19 protein-coding genes are annotated in these 20,632 nt (G+C 65.2%); 4 read left to right on the plus strand and 15 right to left on the minus strand.

Translation table 11 applies throughout. From position 1 onward, the window contains the following. Positions 1-116 precede the first annotated feature (116 nt). Complete coding sequence (locus AABA84_RS06990) at positions 117-1,076, plus strand: c-type cytochrome (protein WP_338311702.1); 960 nt, start codon at positions 117-119, stop codon at positions 1,074-1,076. A gap of 47 nt (positions 1,077-1,123) precedes the next feature. Here the strand turns inward: AABA84_RS06990 and AABA84_RS06995 are convergent, their stop codons facing one another. Continuing rightward, positions 1,124-2,056 (minus strand): LysR family transcriptional regulator, encoded by a 933-nt coding sequence (locus AABA84_RS06995; RefSeq protein WP_338311703.1) that lies wholly within the window; start codon positions 2,054-2,056, stop codon positions 1,124-1,126. A 128-nt stretch (positions 2,057-2,184) separates the two neighbouring features. Between AABA84_RS06995 and AABA84_RS07000 the strand changes: the two genes are divergently transcribed. Together AABA84_RS07000 and AABA84_RS07005 are read left to right on the plus strand one after the other, a co-directional pair. Further along, positions 2,185-3,123: a ring-cleaving dioxygenase gene (locus tag AABA84_RS07000; protein ID WP_338307472.1), complete on the plus strand. Its 939-nt coding sequence runs from the start codon at positions 2,185-2,187 to the stop codon at positions 3,121-3,123. Beyond that, on the plus strand, positions 3,120-3,746 hold the full coding sequence (locus AABA84_RS07005) for an alpha/beta hydrolase (RefSeq protein ID WP_338307473.1): 627 nt from the start codon (positions 3,120-3,122) through the stop codon (positions 3,744-3,746). Before AABA84_RS07000 ends, AABA84_RS07005 begins: the two co-directional genes overlap by 4 nt. A 42-nt stretch (positions 3,747-3,788) precedes the next feature. On the opposite strand, the gene AABA84_RS07010 is transcribed toward AABA84_RS07005, so the two are convergent. The 7 genes from AABA84_RS07010 to AABA84_RS07040 form a co-directional block, all read right to left on the minus strand. Beyond that, on the minus strand, positions 3,789-4,763 hold the full coding sequence (locus tag AABA84_RS07010) for a magnesium transporter CorA family protein (RefSeq protein ID WP_212248564.1): 975 nt from the start codon (positions 4,761-4,763) through the stop codon (positions 3,789-3,791). Positions 4,764-5,118: 355 nt separating this feature from the next. Continuing rightward, entirely contained in the window at positions 5,119-6,612 is a 1,494-nt protein-coding gene (locus tag AABA84_RS07015; protein WP_338311704.1) for an ABC transporter substrate-binding protein, read from the minus strand. 55 nt (positions 6,613-6,667) lie between these two features. Further along, a complete protein-coding gene (locus AABA84_RS07020; protein WP_338311705.1) occupies positions 6,668-7,672 on the minus strand; it encodes an ABC transporter ATP-binding protein in 1,005 nt (334 codons plus the stop codon). Further along, positions 7,669-8,682 carry an ABC transporter ATP-binding protein gene (locus tag AABA84_RS07025; RefSeq protein ID WP_338311706.1) on the minus strand — a complete coding sequence of 338 codons (1,014 nt, stop codon included), beginning with the start codon at positions 8,680-8,682 and terminating at the stop codon, positions 7,669-7,671. The genes AABA84_RS07020 and AABA84_RS07025 overlap by 4 nt, the downstream gene beginning before the upstream one ends. Before the next feature lie 2 nt (positions 8,683-8,684). Continuing rightward, on the minus strand, positions 8,685-9,578 hold the full coding sequence (locus tag AABA84_RS07030; RefSeq protein ID WP_338307476.1) for an ABC transporter permease: 894 nt from the start codon (positions 9,576-9,578) through the stop codon (positions 8,685-8,687). After that, positions 9,575-10,525, minus strand: a complete 951-nt coding sequence (locus tag AABA84_RS07035) for an ABC transporter permease (protein ID WP_028142417.1) — start codon at positions 10,523-10,525, stop codon at positions 9,575-9,577. Before AABA84_RS07035 ends, AABA84_RS07030 begins: the two co-directional genes overlap by 4 nt. An 84-nt stretch (positions 10,526-10,609) precedes the next feature. Further along, entirely contained in the window at positions 10,610-12,031 is a 1,422-nt protein-coding gene (locus AABA84_RS07040) for an amidase (protein WP_338311753.1), read from the minus strand. 123 nt (positions 12,032-12,154) lie between these two features. On the opposite strand from AABA84_RS07040, the gene AABA84_RS07045 reads away from it, so the two are divergent. Next, positions 12,155-13,042, plus strand: a complete 888-nt coding sequence (locus AABA84_RS07045; protein ID WP_338311707.1) for a LysR family transcriptional regulator — start codon at positions 12,155-12,157, stop codon at positions 13,040-13,042. Between the two features lie 12 nt (positions 13,043-13,054). Here AABA84_RS07045 and AABA84_RS07050 read toward each other — a convergent pair whose 3' ends face one another. From AABA84_RS07050 to AABA84_RS07080, 7 genes are all read right to left on the minus strand, one after another. Beyond that, positions 13,055-13,990 (minus strand): carbohydrate kinase family protein, encoded by a 936-nt coding sequence (locus AABA84_RS07050; protein ID WP_338311754.1) that lies wholly within the window; start codon positions 13,988-13,990, stop codon positions 13,055-13,057. Positions 13,991-13,995: 5 nt separating this feature from the next. Then, positions 13,996-15,642 carry an FGGY-family carbohydrate kinase gene (locus AABA84_RS07055; RefSeq protein ID WP_338311708.1) on the minus strand — a complete coding sequence of 549 codons (1,647 nt, stop codon included), beginning with the start codon at positions 15,640-15,642 and terminating at the stop codon, positions 13,996-13,998. Between the two features lie 40 nt (positions 15,643-15,682). After that, positions 15,683-16,456: an SDR family NAD(P)-dependent oxidoreductase gene (locus AABA84_RS07060; RefSeq protein ID WP_212248556.1), complete on the minus strand. Its 774-nt coding sequence runs from the start codon at positions 16,454-16,456 to the stop codon at positions 15,683-15,685. Between the two features lie 31 nt (positions 16,457-16,487). Further along, positions 16,488-17,495, minus strand: a complete 1,008-nt coding sequence (locus AABA84_RS07065) for an ABC transporter ATP-binding protein (RefSeq protein ID WP_212248555.1) — start codon at positions 17,493-17,495, stop codon at positions 16,488-16,490. A 15-nt stretch (positions 17,496-17,510) separates the two neighbouring features. Further along, entirely contained in the window at positions 17,511-18,341 is an 831-nt protein-coding gene (locus tag AABA84_RS07070; protein WP_338311709.1) for a carbohydrate ABC transporter permease, read from the minus strand. A 3-nt stretch (positions 18,342-18,344) separates the two neighbouring features. Further along, the gene (locus AABA84_RS07075; protein WP_212248553.1) at positions 18,345-19,217 is read right to left on the minus strand and encodes a carbohydrate ABC transporter permease; all 873 of its coding nucleotides are present in this window, start codon (positions 19,215-19,217) and stop codon (positions 18,345-18,347) included. Positions 19,218-19,302: 85 nt separating this feature from the next. Beyond that, complete coding sequence (locus tag AABA84_RS07080; RefSeq protein ID WP_212248552.1) at positions 19,303-20,616, minus strand: ABC transporter substrate-binding protein; 1,314 nt, start codon at positions 20,614-20,616, stop codon at positions 19,303-19,305. Positions 20,617-20,632: the final 16 nt, after the last annotated feature.

Consider the following 20,632-nt stretch of genomic DNA (forward strand, 5'->3'; position numbering starts at 1 on the left):
CGATGTGGCGGAGAGCTGCGGCGTCCCGTCGCCCGACAAGCGCTCGTTAGCCGCTCCTGATCTTCGCCTTCGGAAAGTACAGTTGGCTTCACCGACTCGCTGGGAGGTCGAGAGCCATGAGATTTCCAGCTGCTCTATGCATGTTCTCGTTGGCATTGCTCACCGCGGCGGGGGCGCGTGCGCAAATCCAGGAGGGCCCGCCAGCGTGGGCCTACCCGGTCAACCCGCCCAATTTTCAACGCACGCCTGACGATGGCACGATCAGGCACGTTCCTGACAGCGCCGCAGGTTTTACGCTGACGCAAGTGCGCGATCTGTTCGCCGCGCCCGACTGGCACCCGGACGATCATCTGCCAATGCCGGAAATCGTGGCGAGGGGGAGAAAGCCAGAGGTGTTCGCGTGCGGCGTCTGCCACCGGGCAGACGGACCGGGCGGTCCTGAGAATGCCAGCCTATTTGGTCTCTCCGCGGAATACATCATTCAGCAAACGGCGGAGTTCAAGACGGGCCTGCGCACGAACTCTGCACCTCGCGTCGCCACCGACCTGATGATCAAGTTGTCCAAAGCGGTGACCGATCAGGAACTCGCAGAGGCCGCAGCCTACTTCGCCTCCATCAAGCCGAGATCGAATATTGTCGTCGTAGAGGCCGAGGCGGTGCCAAAAACACAGGTGAGAGACTTGTTCCTAGCTCCGCTGGACGGCGCCGAGAAAGAGCCCATCGGTCAGCGCATCATCGAGATACCGGAAGACGTTGAGCACTTTGTCAGCCGGGACTCGCGCGCTCGTTTCATCGCCTACGTCCCGGTAGGCAGCGTTCAGAAAGGACGGACGTTGGCAACGAACAGCGATCCGCGCGTCCAGTGCGGGACCTGTCACGGTGCTGACCTCAACGGGACTGTCATCGCGCCGGGGCTTGCGTCCCGTTCGCCCACCTACATGTTCCGGCAGCTCTATGACTTCAAATCGGGTGCGCGGAAGGGCGCCAACAGCGAACTCATGAAACCGGTTGTCGAGAATCTCAGCGTCGACGACATGATCGCGCTGGTGGCCTTTTCAGCGTCGCTCAAGCAATGACAATCTTCGGGTGCTGTGCAGAGCGGGCCAGCCGGCGCGTCGTGGGCTTACGGCCTGGCCTCCGCACGTCTGCCCCCGCCGTCGCCTTCGTCCTCGTCACGGCTGAAGCGCTCGACCAGAAAATCGATGAAGAGCCTGACCTTCACCGACAGGTGCCGCGTCGGCGGATAGACCGCATAGAGCGCGAGCGGCGGCGCGGAATAGTCTTGCAGCACGGCGCGCAGCTCGCCCTTCCTCAAGGCATCAGCGGCAATGAACTCCGGCAGCAGCGCGAGGCCCCTGCCTTTGATCGCGACGTCGCGCAGCACCTCGGCATTGTTGACGCAGAGCGACCAGGCCGGCTGGATCCAGTGATCACCGTCCGCGCCCGTCAGCTTCCATTGATTGCCGGTGAGGAGGAAGCCGTAGGTCAGCGACGCGTGATCGCGCAGATCCTGCGGATGCTTTGGCGTGCCGTGACGCGCCAGATAATCGGGCGAGGCGCAGATCATGCGCGCCACCGGCATGATTTTTCGCGCGATCAAACTCGACGATTCCAATTCTGCAATCCGAAGCGTCACGTCAAAGCCGTCCTGCACGGGATCGAGCAGGTCGTCGCTGAGCACGATCTGGAGCTGAAGCTCGGGATAGCGCGTCATGAATTCAGCCAGCACCGGCCCTAGCCGCATCGTGCCGAACGACATCGGCGCGTTGACGCGCAACAATCCCCGCGGCGCCGACTGCGCCTGCGTCACCGCCTGGTCGGCCGCCTCGACCTCCGAGAGGATGACGAGCGCGCGCTCGAAATAGCGCTGGCCGTTCTCGGTCGGGCTCGCGTGCCGGGTGGTCCGGTTCAGGAGCTGCACGCCGAGGCTCTCCTCGAGGTCGGCGATGTATTTGCTGATCGCCGAGCGCGACAGCCGCAGCTGCCGGCCGGCTTCCGCAAAGCTGCCGCTTTCCACCACCTTCACGAAGGCCCGGAGACTGCCGAGCTTATCCAAGGGCTGCTTCCGTCGATTGTTTCCAAATCGTAGACATAGCCGTCATATTTGCATGGATTGTCTCCAATCCAAAGCGGAACAATATTTCCGACCAGAGCAAGACGCTACCCGAGCTTTGGAGGACGACAATGTCTGGACTGCACCATGTCACCGCGATCGCCGGCGACCCCATCCGCAATTTCGGCTTCTACACCCGGGATCTCGGCCTGCGCTTCGTCAAGAAGACGGTCAATTTCGACGATCCCGGCACCTATCACTTCTATTATGGCGACGAGACCGGCCGCCCCGGCACCATTCTGACGTTCTTCCCCTGGGCGGGCGTTTCGGCCGGGCGCCGCGGTGTCGGCGAGACCCATCAGACCGCCTTTCGCGTGCCGCAGCGCTCGCTCGGCTACTGGACCCAGCGCTTCACCGAGAAGGGCATCGCCTACGAGGCGCTCGAGAAGCGTTTTGGCGAATCCGTGCTGCCGTTCACCGATCCCGACGGCATGGCGCTCGCGCTGGTCGGCATTCCCGGTGCCGAGAGCGAGCCCGGCTGGAGCAATGGCGACGTGCCGGTCGAGCACGCGATCCGCGGCTTCCACGGTGTGACACTGCTGCTCGACAGCGCGGTGAAGACCGCCGCCGTCCTCACCGACGTGTTCGGCTTCAAGGAAACGGGGCGCGAAGGCTCGGTGATCCGCTTCAAGGCGCCGGGCGACGTCGAGGGGAGCGTGGTCGACATCTACGAGGCCAAGGGCTTCTTGCGCGGCCATCAGGGCGGCGGCTCAGTGCATCACATCGCCTTCCGCGCGGCTGACGATGCCGAGCAAGGCAAGATGGCCGAGAGGCTCGTAAGCAATCACGGCCTGCATCCGACCGAGCAGAGGGACCGCAACTACTTCCGCTCGATCTACTTCCGCGAGCCCGGCGGCGTGCTGTTCGAGATCGCGACCGACATCCCCGGCTTCGCCGTCGACGAACCCGTCGCGACGCTCGGACGTGACCTCAAGCTGCCGAGCTTCCTTGAACAACACCGCCAGCAAATCGAGGGCGTTCTACCGAACCTGGAAGAGAGCGTGTCATGACCGAGAGTGCCTTCATCCATCGCTTCGAGCCCGCGGCCAGCGCGGGCTCCACGCCGCTGCTGCTGCTGCATGGCACCGGCGGCGACGAGAACGACCTGCTCGGGCTCGGCAAGATGATCTCGCCGGGGTCCGCGCTGCTCTCGCCGCGCGGCCGCGTGCTCGAGCACGGCATGCCGCGGTTCTTCCGCCGTCTCGCCGAAGGCGTGTTCGACGAGGACGACGTCCGCCGACGCGCGCGCGAGCTCGGCGACTTCGTCAACGAGGCGCGGAAGCGATACGGCATCGCCGCGCCGGTCGCGGTCGGCTTCTCAAACGGCGCCAACATCGCAGCCGCGCTGTTGCTGTTGCAGCCGGATGTGCTCGCAGGCGCGATCCTGCTGCGCGCGATGGTGCCGCTGTCGGATCCGCCCGCAGCCGATCTTGCGGGCAAGCCGATCCTGCTATTGTCCGGACAGGCTGATCCGATCGTGCCGGCCGGCAATTCGGCCAAGCTTGCGGCCCTGCTCTCGCAAACAGGTGCAAGCGTGACCCACAGGGTCCTGCCGGCGGGCCATCAATTGTCGCAAGCCGACGTGACCCTCGCCCGCGACTGGATCGGCAGCGTCGACGCCAAGGCAGCATGACCTGACGAACGGCGCATCGTTACGAGCGATGCGCCGCTCTTTTCACTCGAACCAGCCGCGCCGCTTGAACCAGATCAGCGGCAGAACGCCGCTTGCGATGATCGCGAGGCATGCCAGCGGATAGCCGAACGTCCAGTCGAGCTCCGGCATGTGCTTGAAATTCATGCCCCAGATGCCGACCAGGATGGTTGGCGGCACACCGACCACGGACACAATCGTCAAGATCTTGAACAGCTCATTCTGCTGGATATTGATGAAGCCAAGCACCGCATCCAGCAAAAGTTGGATCTTGTCCGACAATCTCGTTTCGTAATCGTTGAGCGAGGCGACGTCCTTCGACACCGCCTCGAGGCGCTTCTTCGAGGCTGCCGTGATCCACTCGCTGCCAACGTCGCCAGCAAACGAAGCGATGCGGCCGACCCCAAGTAGAACATCCCGCGCCTTGGCCAATCTGTCGGCCAGTTCACCGATGTTTTCGAGCGCTTCCCGCATCCTGCGACTGGAGTGGGCCAGCCGCTTGGTCCGAACGAGGCCGCCCTTGAAAACGCCCCGCGAAAGCCCGTCGACTTTCGCACCAAGATGCTCCAGGACATCGGCGCCGCGATCGACCATTGCTTCGAGCAAGCTGGTGAACACACACATGCCGTTCTCGAGACTGTCGTCGGAGCCGATGCGCTCACCGATGGCCTCGAAGATAGGCAATTTGGCAAAACGCACTGTCACCAGCACGTGGGGACCGATGACGAAGCCCACCGGCGTAATCTCGGCCTCGCCGCCCTCGTCGGGCTGGACTGCAGGAGAGCTGAGATAAAGCGTGCCGTGGTCAAAGATCAGTCGGCTCGATGCTTCGATCTCGCTAAGAGAATCCTGGGACGGAATCCGTATTCCCAACAGCCGTTCGACAAACTGCTTTTCCTCGTCGGTCGCATTCAGCAGATCTGCCCAAATGATCTCCGAGGGCATTTCCGTGCTGATGCTTCGCCAGTCGTTGGACGGCCATCTATACAGTTTGAGCAAGAACCGAACTCCGTGTGCCCCCGGCGGCGGACCACGCGCGGCATGCGGCCATCCTGCGTCAAGCTAACGCACGAGGATTTCGATCGTTCAATGTCTGGAAATCGACGGAAGCTGCGCTCGAAAGAAACGCCTTCTGATGATGCTGCCATCATGCCGGTGTTTTGCCCGACGCATCAACCGGTCTCAGCTGCGGCGCATGATGCCGAGCACCCCCGCAAGCCATTGAAATAGCTGGCCCCGTCTACTGTGCATGGGGTTGTTTTCGAGTTTTTTGCCTGGAGCAGTCGAACCAATGGCCTCTTCCCGATGGAAGAGGCCATTGTCGACGCGAACCAGCGATCTGTTGGAGTATTCGCTACTCCCAAGACCACGTCGAGAAATCGTTCTCGAACTGCGGGACTTCCTTCCAGACGCCCTTCAGCTTCTTGTTGGTGACGGTGGGCCATTGCGGCTGGAACAGGTAGGCGGAGACGGCGTCGGTCGCCAGCATGCGCTGGGCATCGCCGAGGAGCTTGGTGCGGGCGGCTTCATCCGGCGTCGACACGATCTGCTTGTAGAGCGCGTTGAACGCCTCGTTGTTGTAGCCGAGATAGTAGTCCGGCTCGGTGATCTTGACGAGGTCGAACGGCTCGACATGGCTGACGATGGTCAGGTCGAAATTGTGCGGACCGTTGGGCGCGAACACCTGCGACAGCCACTGCGCCCATTCGACGTTCTCTATTTTGGCGACGATGCCGACCTTGGCGAGCTGGGCCGCGACGATCTCGCCGCCCTGCCGCGCATAAGGCGGCGGCGGCAGCTTCAGCGACAGCTCGAGCGGCGCGGTGACGCCGGCTTCAGTGAGCAGCTTCTTGGCCTTCTCGGGGTCGTAGGGGTTGACGCCGGTGGTGTCGACATAGCCGAGCGATCCCGGCGTATAGAAGCTGCCGATCGGCGTGCCGAACCCCTCTACGGCGCCGTCGATCAAGGCCTTGCGATCGATCGCAGCGAGGATGGCGCGGCGAACACGGACGTCGTCGAGTGGCTTCTTGCGGTGGTTGATCGCGACGATGGTCTTGGCCCTGGAACCGCCGATCAGCACCGTGAAGCGCGGATCAGACTTGAATTGAGCAACGACGCGGGTCGCGATGCGCGGGAATGCGTCGACGTCGTTCGAGAGCAGCGCCGCGGCCTGGGCGGCCGGATCGGAGATGAAGCGGATCGTCACCTTCGAAAGCTTGATCGCCGAAGCGTTGCGATAGTCGGCCCATTTGCTGAGCGTGATCGAGGAGCCCTTGGCCCAGGCGCCGAGCTGATAAGGCCCGGTCCCGACCGGCTGCGTGACGTTGGTGGCCGCGCTCTTCGGCTCGACGATCGAGCCGCTCGCCTGCCCCAGCAGGAACGGCAGGTTCGGCTCGGAGTATTTCACCGAGATCACGACGGTGTCGGCGTCGGGCGTCTCGACCTTCTCGAAGGCCTGGAACAGGCTCTTGTCCTTGTTGGTGCTGTTTGCCGCGGCATTGCGCTCGAACGAGAACTTCACCGCCGCGGAATCGAACGGCTCGCCATTGTGGAATTTGACGCCCTTGCGGAGCTTGAACGTGTAGGTCTTCAAGTCGGGCGACGCAGTCCAGCTCTCCGCCAGCAACGGCGAGACCGAGCCGTCCTCGTTGATCTTGGTCAGCGTCTCGTAGATGTTGTAGAGCGTGACCTCGGCGATCGCGGCGGCGGCGGCATTGGTGGGGTCGAGCCCCGGCGGCTCCAGCGTCATGCCCATGACGACGCTGTCCTTCTTGCTCTGCGCCAGCACGGGCAAAGGCGCCGCGACGAGCGCGGCGGCAAACGCGACGATCGATAATTTCCTCAACATGCGTAACTCCCCGGCCTGTTCTGTTCTTAAGCCTACGCCAATCCGGCTCCGGACTCTAACCTTCCATGGCCGCCGGCGGCAACGCCATCACGGCCTCTGCCCGGTGGCAGGCGGCAAGGTGCCCCTCGCCCACCTTGCGTAACTCAGGCAGGGCCTCGCGGCAATGCTGGTCGGCGAGCGGACAGCGCGCGACATAGGGACATCCGGCCGTGGCCGTCGATTGCGAGGCGATCGCCTGGCCCCCGCGCCGCCGCCGGCCGCCGCCGGCGCGCGCCCGCGGCACCGCCTCCAGCAGCGCCCGCGTATAGGGATGGGCGCAATGCTCGAACAGGTCTTCGGGCCGGCCCTGCTCGACGATGCGGCCGAGATACATCACCGCGACCTCGTCGCAGAGATAGTCGACGACGGCGAGGTCATGGCTGATCAGGATGTAGCTCAGCCCGAACTGCTCCTGGAGGTCCTGCATCAGGTTCAGGACCTGCGCCTGCACGGAGACGTCGAGCGCGGAGACCGGCTCGTCGGCGACGATGAGCTTCGGCTGGGTGATCAGCGCGCGTGCGATCGCGATGCGCTGGCGCTGGCCGCCGGAGAACTCGTGCGGATATTTCTCCATGTCGGCATCGCGCAAGCCGACCTGGCGCAGCACTGCGGAGACGCGCGCGCGAAAGGTGGTGCGGTCGGCGTCTTCCAGCACCGTCAGCGGCTCGGCGACGATGCGGGCGATGGTCTGGCGCGGATCGAGCGATCCGTAGGGGTCCTGGAACACCATCTGGAAATCGCGCCGCGCGCGGCGCAGCTCGTCGGCCGAGATGCGGTTGAGGTCGCGCCCGAGCAGCGCGACCTGCCCCGAGGTCGGCCGCTCCAGCGCCATCACCAGCCGCGCGAAGGTCGACTTGCCCGAACCGGATTCGCCGACGACGCCAAGGCTCTTGCCGGCGGCAACCCGCACGCTCACGCCGTTGAGCGCGCGCACCTGCCCCGGCGGCCGGAACAGGCTTTCCCGCGGCAGGGCGTAGCGCTGTTCGAGATCCTTCACGTCGAGAAGAGGCGCAGCGGTCATGCGGTCACCGCTTCGACGTTCTCGGCCATCGAGACATCCGTCCTGATGCAACGCACGAAGTGCCCGGGTCCGACATCGACCATCGGCGGAAGCGCGGCGCGGCACCGATCGATCACGAGCGGACATCGGTCGGAGAAAGTGCACCCCGCAGCCAGATCTGCAAGCTCCGGCACGGTCCCCGATATCGTCTTCAGCCGCGTCCCCTTGCGCGCGCCGAGCTTCGGCCGGGCGCGAAACAGGCCCTGCGTATAGGGATGCCCCATGCGGCGGAACACCTCGTCGGTCGGCCCGCTCTCGACGACGGTGCCGCCATACATCACCATCATGCGCTGCACGTTCTCGGCGATGACGCCGAGATCGTGCGAGATCAGGATCATCGACATGCCGCGCTCCTCGACGAGATCGGCGATGAGGTCGAGGATCTGGCCCTGGATGGTAACGTCGAGCGCGGTGGTCGGCTCGTCCGCGATCAAGAGGTCAGGCTCGCAGGCAAGCGCCATCGCGATGGTGATGCGCTGACGCTGGCCGCCGGAAAACTGGTGCGGATAGGCGTCGACGCGCCGCGCCGGATCGGGGAGTCCGACGCGGTCGAGCAAGGCGATCGCCTCTTTGCGCGCCTGTGCCGCCGAATGCTTCTTGTGGCGTCGCAGCGGCTCGGCAACCTGATGCCCGATCGTGTGCATCGGATTGAGCGCGGTCATCGGCTCCTGGAAGATCATGCTGATGCGGTTGCCGCGCAGGCGGCAATAATCCGCGTCCGGCAATCGGGCGAGCTCGTTGCCGTCAAGCTTGATGCTGCCCGAGACCACGGCGCTGTCTGGCAGCAGCCCCATCAGGGACATCGCCGTGACCGATTTGCCGCAGCCGGATTCGCCGACCAGCCCCAGCGTCTCGCCGCGCTTCAGGGCGAAGCTGACGCCGCGCACGGCCTGCGCCGGCCCGCGGCTGGTATTGAGACGCACGCCGAGATGATCAACCTCGAGCAGCGGCACGGCCTGTCGCTCGCCCATCGTCATCGCTCCCGTGCCAGTCTGGGATCGAGCAGGTCGCGCAATCCGTCACCGAGAAGATTGAGGCCGAGCACCGCGATCGCGATCGCAGCGCCCGGATAGACCGCGAGCATCGGCGACTGGAACAGCAGCGTCTGCGCATCGTTCAGCATCCGTCCCCAGGACGGCTGCGGCGGCTGCGTGCCCAGGCCAAGATAGGACAGCGCGGCTTCGGCGAGGATCGCGAGCGCGAACTGGATGGTGACCTGCACGATCAGGATCGACAGAATATTCGGCAGCACGTGCTCGATGGTGATGCGGAAGGCACCCTTGCCCGCGGCGCGCGCGGCCAGCACGAATTCGCGCGCCCAGATCGCGTTGGCCGAGCCGCGCGTCAGCCGGGTCAGCGTCGGGATCTGGAAGATGCCGATCGCGACGATCGAGGTCACCATCCCCGGCCCCACCACCGCGGCGAGCATGATCGCGGAGAGCACCGCCGGAAAGGCGAAGGTGAAGTCGGAGAAGCGCATGATGATCTCTTCGGTCCAGCCGCGCCGGGCCGAGGCGACCAGTCCGAGCGTAACGCCGAAGCTGAGACCGATGCTGACGGCGATGACGCCGACCATGATGGTGGAGCGGGCGCCGGCGAGCAGCAGCGAGACGATGTCGCGGCCGAAGGAATCGGTGCCGAGCCAGTGCGCTGCCGAAGGCGGTCGCAGCTTCGAGGCGATGTCGATCTCGTAGGGCGACCACGGCGTCCACACCAGCGAGAGCAGCGCCGAGGCGAGCACCAGAAGGCTCAGCGAGCCACCGAGCACGAAACTGCGATGGCGCAGCGCGCGGCCCCAGAAGGTCTTGGCCGGCACGCGGCGCGCCGCGACCGGCGCGTCAATTGGAGTGGTCAGGGGCGCGCTCACAGGTCGTGGACCTTGATGCGGGGATCGATGAAGGCATAGAGCACGTCGACCACGAAATTGACGATGACGACCATGGTCGCCAGCAGCATCACGCAATTGCGCACCACGATCAGGTCGCGGTTGGCGATCGACTGGAAGATCAGCCGGCCGAGGCCCGGCAGATAGAACACGTTCTCGATCACGATGGTGCCGGCGAGTAGATTGGCGAATTGCAGCCCCATGACCGTCATGACGGGGATCATCGCATTGCGCAGCACGTGGCTCCACAGCACCTCGCGCTTGCCGAGCCCCTTCGCGCGGGCGGTGCGGACGAAGTCCTCGCGCAGCACTTCGAGGACGGCCGAGCGCGTCACACGCGCGAGGATCGCGGCCTGCACCACCGCGAGCGAGATCGCCGGCAGCAGCAACGACTTGACGCCGAGCCAGATGCCTTCCTCCCAGCCGGAGAATCCCCCCGCCGAGAGCCATTGCAGCCGTACCGAGAACAGGAGAACCAGCAGTATCGCGAACCAGAAATTCGGCAACGCGATGCCGACCTGCGTCAGCGACATCACGCCGACGTCGCCGAGCTTGTTGTGGTTGGCGGCGGTGTAGATGCCGGCCGAGAGCGCCAGCGTCACCGTGATCGTCATGGCCATGATCGCGAGCGGAACGGTCAGCACCAGCCGCTCCGCGATCAGGCTGGCGACCGACGTGCCGTAGACATAGGAGTTGCCGAGATCGCCGACGAGGAGGCCCTTGATCCATTGCAGATAGCGAACCGCCAGCGGCTGGTCGAGCCCGAGCTTGACGGTGAGCGCACGCACCGCGTCTGGCGAGGCATCGGCGCCCATCAGCATCTGCGCGGCATTGCCGGGAAGCGCATCGAGCACCAGGAAAATGATCAGGGATGCGCCGACCAGCGTCGCCAGCAAGGTCAACAGACGTCGGAGGACAAATACGCTCATGCGCGCTCGGCTTCAGGGCTCAGCTGCGGCACGATCAACATGTCCGGGCGGCTGAGGCAAGCCTTTTGCTGCATACCCATCTTCTCAAGCCGGCCAGCGGGACAGAAGGTCGCTTGAAGCCTCGAACAGTGCGCTGACGCGCAGCAATTCCGCATCGGCACGGAAGCGGCCGACGAGCTGAAGCCCGATCGGCAGGCCGTCGCGGCCAAAGCCGCTGGGCAGGCTGACGGCGGGATGGCCGGTCATGTTGAACGGCATGGTCCAGGGGAACCAATGCGGCCGGACGCTGTCGAAATGCGCTCCGTCGATCTCGATGCTGCCGAACAGATCCTGCTTGATCGGCAGCGCGGTGCGCGTCAGCGTCGGCATCGCCAGGAAGTGCCCGCGCGCAAGCAGCGATTGCACGCGGCGGAACAGCGCGGTGCGCGCGAACATCGCCTCCTGATAGTCGACGCCGCTGACCTCGGTGGCGAGCGCGAGCTGCTTGAGGAAGGCCTCGCTCAGCTCGTCCTTGTGCTCGGCTGCGAGTTTTGCAAAGCGCGTGCGCCAGACCGTGTGGTTGATGGCGCGCCAGATCGGCTCGATATCGAAACCGTCGCTAGAGAATTCCTCGAGCTCGGCGCCGAGCCCCGCCAGCCGGTCGAGGCTCGCTCGGAAATTGGCTGCCACTTCGGCGGACACCGGACGGCTTGGCGGCGTCAGGCAGTACAGGATCCGCTGCCCGCGCAGATCGTCGCGCCGGGCGGCCGTGCCGATGAAATCGGGCACGGGAACGCCGATCGACCAGGGGTCGCAGGCATCCTCGCCTGCCATCGCCTGCATCATCAACGCGGTGTCGGCGACGGTGCGGGTGGTCGGCGTGACATAGGTCTGGTTGCCGAACACATCCAGCGCCTGGCTGTGCGGGATCACGCCGTTGCTCTGCTTCAAGCCCACCACGCCGTTGCAGGCGGCGGGAATTCGTGTCGAGCCGCCGCCGTCGGTCGCGATCGCCAGCGGCGCGATGCCGCTGGCCACGGCGACGGCCGCGCCCCCGCTGGAGCCGCCGGAGGACCGGCACGCATCCCAGGCATTGCGGGTGCGGCCGAACAGGGGTGAATCGGTCAGGCACTTGCTGCCGAATTCCGGCGTCGTGGTCTTGCCGATCAGGATCGCGCCTTCACTGCGCAGCCGCGCCACCGCGACGGCATCCTCGTTCGGCACATTGTCCTTGTAGGGAACGGCGCCGAAGGTGGTCTTGACGCCCTTGGTGTTGACGATGTCCTTGACGGTGACGGGGATGCCGTGGAGCAGGCCGAGCGGCTCGCCGGCCATCATCTTGCGCTCGGCGACGCGCGCCTGCGCCATCGCCTCGTCGCCACACAGTGTGATGAAACAGTTCAACTCGGGCTGGAGCGCCTCGGCGCGCGCGAGCACGGCACTGACGATCTCGACGGGGGAAATCCGCTTTTCGGCGATGAGGCCGCGCAGTTCGGTTGCGGACAGCAGACAGGGATCGCCGTTCATCGTCACATCACGCTCCGAAGCGGGCCGCCGTTGGCCCAAAGCATTGACAGCGAGAATGACAGTTTTGTTAACTCGCCGTCCAATACGATTTTGGTCGCCAACCCATACGTTTTCGGTATGCCAATGGATCTTCGCCGGCTCCGCTATTTCGTCGCCGTCGCCGAAGCGCGCAGCGTCGGCAAGGCCGCCGAGCGGCTGCGGATGGCGCAGCCGCCGCTCTCGGTCCAGATCCGCAAGCTGGAGGCCGAAATCGGCGCGCCGCTGTTCCGCCGCGGCACGCGCGGCATGGACCTGACCGAGGCGGGCCAGGCCCTGCTTGCGCGCGCCGGGGAGGCGCTGGCGCTGGCCGCCGACGGCGTCGAAGCCGCACGCGCCGTCGCGGCCGGACGGCGTGGGCGGCTCTCGGTCGGATACATGTTCGTGCTGGCGAATGCCATGCTGCCGCGCCTGATCCCGGAGCTGCGGCGGTCCATTCCCGGCGTCGACCTCGACTTCGCCGAGCTCAGCGCCTCGACGCGCGAGGCCCGGCTGCTCGACCGGAGCGTCACGGTCGCCCTGTGCATGCCGGCGATCCACCATCCCGAGGTCCAGGTGGCGCGGATCGGCGCGCAACCCTTCATGCTGGCGATGCCGATCCGCTCGCCGCTCGCGCGCCTGAGCTCGGTGCCGATGGAGAAGCTGCACGGTCGCCCGCTGATTGCGCTGCCGCCGCCGGAACAAGATCCCGGCTCCTCCGCGGTCGCAGCCCTGCTGCGACGACATCAGATCGTGATGCCGATCGCGAGCCGGGTGGAGACCGTGCATTCGGCGATGAGCCTGGTTCTCGCCGGCGAAGGGCTTGCGATCGTGCCGGCCTGCGCCCAGCTCGGCGCGCCGCGCGGCATCGTGTTCAGGCCGCTGCGCGATGCGGCCGATTCCATCGACATCGCGGTGTGCTGGCGGAGGGACTCCCACAGCCCGCTGATCTCCAGGTTTCTCAAATGCGCCGAGAAGGCGGTCGCGCGGCTGTGACGCGGCGCCGGGCTACAAGCTCCATGTGATCTCACGACTCCAGGGCGGATCGGCGCCCGGGCGGGTGCAGGTCAGGCCGGCGCAATTGGCGGCAAAGGACAGCGCCCGGCGGAGCTCGTCGACATTGATGTCCTTCAGTGCTTTCCGGGCAATGCGCCCCTGCTTGTGCAGGGCAAAGAGCAGCGCCGCCTGAAAACTGTCGCCCGCGCCGATCGTGTCGGCGACTTCGACCTTGGGCGCGGCGACCTCGATCTGACCTGCCCCCGTGTGCCACGCGACGGCGCCGTTGTCGCCGCGAGTGATGACGACGAGGCTCGTGCCCTGCCCGAGCAGCGCGCTCGCCCGCCGCTCGTAAGGCTCGTCGCCGAAGAGATAGGCGAAGTCGACGTCGGACATCTTGATGAGATCGGCGTGGCCAGCGAACTCGGCCATGCGCGCCAGATAAGCCGGCTTGTCCTTGACCAGATTGGGCCGGCAATTCGGATCGAAGGAGATCGTCGATGACGCCCGCGCGTCCGCGATCAGCGCCGTCGTCTCCGCCGCGCCCTGGTCGTTGACGAGCGTGGTCGAGCCGACATGAACGGCTTCCACATTCGCGAACGGAATCGTCCCGCGCCGGTAGGTCCAGTTCCGCGTCGCGGTTCCGGCGTCATAGAAGGCGTAATGCGACTCGCCCGCGACGATGCGGACGAAAGCCAGCGTGGTCTGGTGATCGCTGCGGGTGGCGAGGTTGAGGTCGACGTTGGAGGCCACCGCATGATCTGCAATCATCCGCCCGAACAGATCGGTCGAGATGCCGCCGACGAATCCAGTGGGTGCGCCCAGCCGGGCCATGCCGATGGCGACGTTGAGACAGGAGCCGCCGACGGCCGGCATCACCGCCTCGCGTCCTTGCGCATTTCGCGTCGGCACGAAATCGATCAGCGCATCGCCGCAGGCAATCAACATGTCCATCAACCTCTCGCGATGTCGCGCATCGCCGCGCGGCTGCCGCGATCGACGTCGCGCAGGAGCTTATAGACCTCGCGCTTGCGGGTGTGAAACGCGGCCATGTCGGACGCGGTCGGCTCGCTCTTCCGTCCCAGCGCCGACATCTTTGCCATGGTCTCGCCGATCGAGGCATAGGCGCCGCCGGCCACCGCCCCCAGCATCGCCGCCCCCAGCAGCACCGGCTCCCTGGTCTGCGGCAGCGCGACGGTAAGACCGGTGGTGTCGGCCGTGATCTGCCGCACCAGCGGGCTGCGGCTCGCACCGCCCCCCATGATCATGATGCTGGAGCGAACGCCATGCGCGGCAAAAGCCTCGATCACCTCGGCGAGCCCATAAGCGAGCCCGCACAGGCCGGCCACGAACAGCCGCTCCATCGCGGCGATGTCGGTGTCGAGATCGAGGCCCGCGATCACCGCGCGCGTATCAGGGTCGGCGTAGGGCGAGCGGTTGCCGATGAATTCGGGGAGAACATGGATGTCGCGGGCGAGCAGCGCGGCACGGCTGGCGCTGCCTGCGCGCGCGATGATGCGGCGCTCGAGGAAGTCGATGAGGTCGAGGCCCTCGCTGCGTGCCGCCGCGCTCGCCTGGGTATGGCCCGGATGCGACTTGAGGAGATGGTCGATCGCCGCGCCCGCGGCCGACTGGCCGCCTTCGTTGAGCCAGAAGTCCGGGACCATCCCAGAGTAATAAGGCCCCCACACGCCCGGGACGAAGCACGGCTCCTTCGTCGTCGCCATGATGCAGGCCGACGTTCCCATGATGTAGGCAAGCCGGTCACTGACATCGGTCGCCCCGCCCGATCCGTCGCGGCCGCCGATCGCGCCGATGCCGCCGGCATGGGCATCGATCAGCGAGGCCCCGACCGGTATGCCCGGCGACAGGCCGAGCTCGGCAGCAGCTATGCGGGTGAGCCCCGCACCGAGCCGCGTGCCGGGGGCGACAATCTCGGTGCCGATGCGGGCATATCTTTCGGCGACGAAGTCAGACAGGCCGATGCGCTTGAAGAATTGCGCGCTCCAGCCGCCGCCGTCATGGGCGAGATAATTCCATTTGCAGGTGACGGTGCAGGTCGAGCGCTGGAGCGATCCGGTCGCGCGCCAGGTCAGATAATCCGCGAGATCGAAGAAGTGGCCAGCGGCATCAAAACTCGCGCGCAGATGCCGCTTCAGCCATAATAACTTCGGCATCTCCATCTCGGGCGAGATCGAGCCGCCGACATAGCGCAGCACGGCATCCTCGGTCTCGTTGATCAGCCGCGCCTCGGCGATGGCGCGATGATCCATCCAGACGATGACATTGCGTTGCTGGTCGCCGGACGCGCTGACGGTGAGCGGTTCGCCCTGCCTGTCGAGGACAACCAGCGAACAGGTCGCGTCAAAGCCGATGCCGCCGACGCTGTCGGGCGCGATGGCGGCTTCCGCCATCGCGGCCCGCACCGATGTCGCGCAGGCGTCCCAGATGTCTTGAGACGATTGCTCGACGATATCGCCGGCCTCGTGCCAGATCCGGATCGGATGCCGGGCGGTGGCCAAAAGCGTGCCGGCCTCGTCAAACACTCCGGCCCGCGTGCTCGTGGTCCCCACGTCGACGCCGATATACGCTCGCGGCATTGTCGCTCCCGGTCGCTTTCCGTCAGCTTTGACGGTGAGCCTACCAGCAAGTATAGCCGCCATCCACCAGCACGATGCTGCCGGTCATCAGGCTCGCGGCCTCCGACGAGAGGAACAGCACGACCGAGGCGATCTCCTCGACCTGCCCCATCCGCGCCATCGGGGTTCCGCCGATCCAGGCGTCGTACATTTTGGCGTTGCTCTTCACGAAAGCGTTGAGCGGCGTCTCGATATAGGTCGGCGCCACCGCATTGACGCGGATGCCGCGCGCGCCCCATTCGGCGGCCAGCGATTTGGTCAAATGATGCACCGCCGCCTTGGAGGCGTTGTAAAAGCACTGCTCCTGCGGCTTGTTGACGATGAAGCCGGACATCGAGCCGACATTGACGATGGCGCCGCTCTTCGCCTTCAGCATGTGCTTGCCGAACTCGCGGCAGCACCAGAAGGTGCCGTTGAGATTGACGTCGATGACGTTGAGCCAGTGCTCGTCGGTCACGGTCTCCGCCGGGGTTTCGCTGCGGGCGATGCCGGCATTGTTGACGAGGATGTCGACCTTGCCGTGGCGGGCGACGAGGTCGTTCGCGACCTCCGCCACGCGTTTGGTGTCGGTCACGTCCATGATCGCGGTCTCCACGTCAAAGCCCTTCGCCTTCAGGCTGGCCTTGGCGCTGTCGGCGACCTTGCTGTCGCGGTCGCCGATGATGACCCTGGCGCCGGCTTCAGCCAGCGCTTCCGCGCAGCCAAGGCCGATGCCCTGCCCGCCGCCGGTGATGAACGCGGTCTTGCCGTTCAGCTTGAATTTTTCCAGGTACATGGTGGTCTTTCCGTCTCTTGCCGTTTTCTTGTCAGTTCCGAAGCGCGTTGCCGCTCGCGTCGAAGCGGTGAATGCGCGCGGGGTCCGGCACCAGCGACACGTGGTCGCCGGCATGCAGGCTCAATTCGCCGATATAGCGTGCGGTCAGCATCCCGAGCGGGCCGGCATCGACATAGAGGAAGGTGTCGCTGCCAAGATGCTCGGCCACCGCGATGGTCCCCTGCCAGCCTCCGGTGCCATCGCGCTCGATCTTGAGGTGCTCCGGCCGGACGCCGATGGTGGCCGCACCACGTTGCAACGCGAGCTCGCCGGTGACGAAATTCATCTTGGGCGAACCTATGAATCCGGCGACGAACAGATTGGCCGGCCGCTCGTAGAGCTCCAGGGGCGACCCATATTGCTCGATCTTGCCGCCGTTCAGTACGACGATCTTGTCGGCCATGGTCATGGCCTCGACCTGGTCATGGGTGACGTAGATCGCGGTGGTGCCGAGCTGCTTCTGTAGCCGCGTCACCTCGATCCGCATCTGCACGCGCAGCGCCGCATCGAGGTTGGACAGCGGCTCGTCGAACAGGAACGCCTTGGGCTCACGCACGATGGCGCGGCCGATCGCGACACGCTGGCGCTGGCCGCCGGAGAGCTCGCGCGGCTTGCGATCGAGATAGGGCGTGAGGTTCAGCGTCGCGGCGGCGGCCTCGACCTTGCGGTTGATCTCGTCTTTGGCAAGCCCCGCCATTTTCAGGCCGAAACCGATATTGCCGCGCACGCTCATATGCGGATACAGCGCGTAGGACTGGAACACCATCGAGAGACCGCGCTTGGCGGGCGGCGTATCGACGACGTTCTTGCCGTCGATCAGGATCTTGCCACCAGAGACGTCTTCGAGCCCGGCGATCAGCCGCAAGAGCGTGGTCTTGCCGCAGCCGGACGGACCGACAAACACCACGAAGGAGCCATCGGCAATCTCGAGGTCGGCGCCCTTGATGATGTGCACGGGGCCGAAGGATTTCTGCACGTCCTGAAGTGTGATCTGACCCATGATCCGGCAGCCCCTTTACTTCACCGCGCCGAAGGTGAGCCCGCGCACGAGCTGCTTCTGGCTGAACCAACCGAGGACGAGAATAGGCGCGATCGCCAGCGTCGAGGCCGCCGACAGCTTTGCCCAGAACAGCCCTTCCGGGCTCGAATAGGAGGCGATGAACGTGGTCAGGGGCGCCGCGTTCGACGTCGACAGGTTGAGGGTCCAGAACGCCTCGTTCCAGGCGAGGATCAGATTGAGCAGCATGGTGGAAGCCAGCCCCGGGATCGCCATCGGCGTCAGCACGTAGACCAGCTCGCGGCCGATGGTGGCGCCGTCCATGCGCGCGGCTTCAAGGATGTCGCGGGGAATCTCCTTGAAATAGGTGAACAGCATCCAGATGACGATCGGCAGATTGCCGAGGCACAGGATGAAGACGAGGCCGATGCGGGAATCGAGCAGACCGAAGGTCTTGTAGATCAGGTAGATCGGCACCAGGACGCCGACCGGCGGCATCATCTTGGTCGAGAGCATCCAGAGCAGGATGTCCTTGGTGCGCTTGGTCGGCGAGAACGCCATCGACCAGGCCGCGGGGATCGCGATCAGCAGCGCGATCAGCGTCGAGCCGCCTGCGATGATGACCGAGTTCATGGCGTGGTGGAGATAGTCGCTGCGCTCCTGCACGGTCGCGTAGTTTTCGGTGGTCCAGTGGAAGAACAGGAAGGACGGCGGGATGGCGAAGGCCTCGAGCTCGGTCTTGAAGCTCGCCAGCACCATCCACAGGATCGGGAAGAAGATCAGGAAGCCGAACAACCAGGCCACCGCCGTCGATATCACCACCCGCCGCGTCGTCGCCATCCGTGCCATGCTTCAAGCCTCCAGATTGCGGCCGACGATGCGGACGAGGAAGAAGGCGACGACATTGGCGATCACCACCGCGACGAGGCCGCCCGCGGAGGCGCTGCCGACGTCGAACTGGATCAGCGCCTGCGAATAGATCAGGAAAGCGATGTTGGTGGTCTGCAGGCCCGGCCCACCGCCGGTGGTGACGAAAATCTCGGCGAACACGGTCAGCAGGAAGATGGTCTCGATCAGGATCACCACCGTGATAGGGCGCGCCAGATGCGGCAGGGTGATGTAGATGAAGGTCGAGACCGCGCTGGCGCCGTCCATTTCGGCGGCCTCCTTCTGCTCCTCGTCGAGCGACTGCAGCGCGGTGAGCAGGATCAGCGTCGCGAACGGGAGCCATTGCCACGTCACGATCAGGATGATGGCAAACAGCGGCAAATCGTTGAACCAGTCGATCGGCGTCAGATGGAACAGCGAGGCGAGCCAGGCGAACAGGCCGGACACCGGGTGCATCAACAGATTCTTCCAGACCAGCGCGCTCACCGTCGGCATCACGAAGAACGGCGCGATCACCATCAGCCGCACGAAATTGCGACCGATCACCGGCTGGTCCATCAGCAGTGCCAGCGGAATGCCGAGCAGGATCGTCAGCGCCAGCACCGAGCCGACCAGCACCAGCGTATTCCGCAGCGAGGCCAGAAAGGCAGGATCGGTGAGGAAGTAGCGGAAGTTCTCCAGCCCGACGAACGCCTCGGAGCCGGGATCGAGCAGGCTGTAGTGCAGCGTCGAGAAATAGATCGTCAGCGCCAGCGGAACGATCATCCAGATGAACAACAGCCCGACCGCCGGCGTCAGGAGCGAGCGCGCAAGGAACTGCGTCTGCCGGGTTGCCATCAACGCTTCTCCGCTGGCGGGAAGAAGGCGGCCATCCATGACGCTGGATGGCCGCAAGTCTGAGCTCAGGAGGAAGAGCCCGGGTTCACTTGATGTAGCCGGCGCGCTTCATCTCGCGCTCGGTCGCGGACTGCGCGGCGGTGAGCGCAGCGTCGACCGTCATCGAGCCCGCAAGCGCGGCGGAGAATTGCTGGCCGACCTGAGTGCCGATGCCCTGGAATTCGGGGATCGCAGCGTATTGCACGCCGACATAAGGCACCGGCTTCACCGTCGGCTTGTTCGGATCGGCGGCGTCTATCGAGGCCAGCGTCAATTTGGCGAACGGGGCGACCTTCAGATATTCAGGGTTCTGGTAGAGCGAGGTGCGCGTGCCCGGCGGCACGTTGGCCCAGCCCTCTTTCGACGCGACGAGCTTGGTGTAGTCCTTGCTGGTCGCCCAGGCGATGAACTTCTCGGCGGCTTCCATCTTCTTGGAGCCGGCGGGGATCGCGAGATTCCAGGCCCACAGCCAGTTGGCGTTCTTGCCGAGCCCGGTGTTGGGCGCGAGCGCGAAACCGACCTTGTCGGCGACCTTGGAATCCTTCGGGTTGGTGACGAAGGACGCCGCCACCGTGGCGTCGATCCACATCGCGCATTTGCCGGCATTGAACAGCGCCAGATTCTCGTTAAAGCCGTTGGAGCTTGCGCCGGGAGGGCCGGCTTCCTTCATCAGATTGACATAGGTCGTCAGCGTCGTCTTCCATTCCGGCGTGTTGAACTGCGGCTCCCACTTCTCATCGAACCAGCGCGCGCCGTAGGAATTGGCCATGGCGGAGAGAAACGCCATGTTCTCACCCCAGCCGGCCTTGCCGCGCAGGCAAATGCCGTAGGTGCCGGCGCTCTTGTCGGTGAGCTTCTTGGCGGCATCGACCACGAAATCCCAGGTCGGCTTCTCCGGCATCTTCAGGCCGGCCTTGTCGAACAAATCGGTGCGATACATCACCATCGAGCTCTCGCCGTAGAACGGCGCGGCATAGAGCTTGCCGTCGGCGGTGACCGCGTCCTTGATCCTGGGCAGGAGGTCGGCGACGTCGTAGTCGGCGCCGAGATTGGTGAGCGGCACCAGCCAGCCCTTCTTGGCCCAGATCGGCACCTCATAGGTGCCGATGGTGAGCACGTCGAACTGACCGCCCTTGGTGGCGATGTCGGTGGTGACGCGCTGACGCAGCACGTTCTCCTCCAACGTCACCCACTTCACGGTGATATCCGGGTACTTCTTGGTGAACTCAGCCGTCAGCCCCTGCATGCGGATCATGTCGCCATTGTTGACGGTGGCGATCGTCAGGGTCGTTTCGGCCATCGCGGGGACGGCCAACAACAGAACAGACGCGCCGCAGACGGCGCCCAAGACATGTTTCACGGTGACCTCCCTCAAA

This window comes from Bradyrhizobium sp. TM239, assembly GCF_036247985.1.
GTDB classification, from domain to species: Bacteria; Pseudomonadota; Alphaproteobacteria; order Rhizobiales; family Xanthobacteraceae; genus Bradyrhizobium; species Bradyrhizobium ottawaense.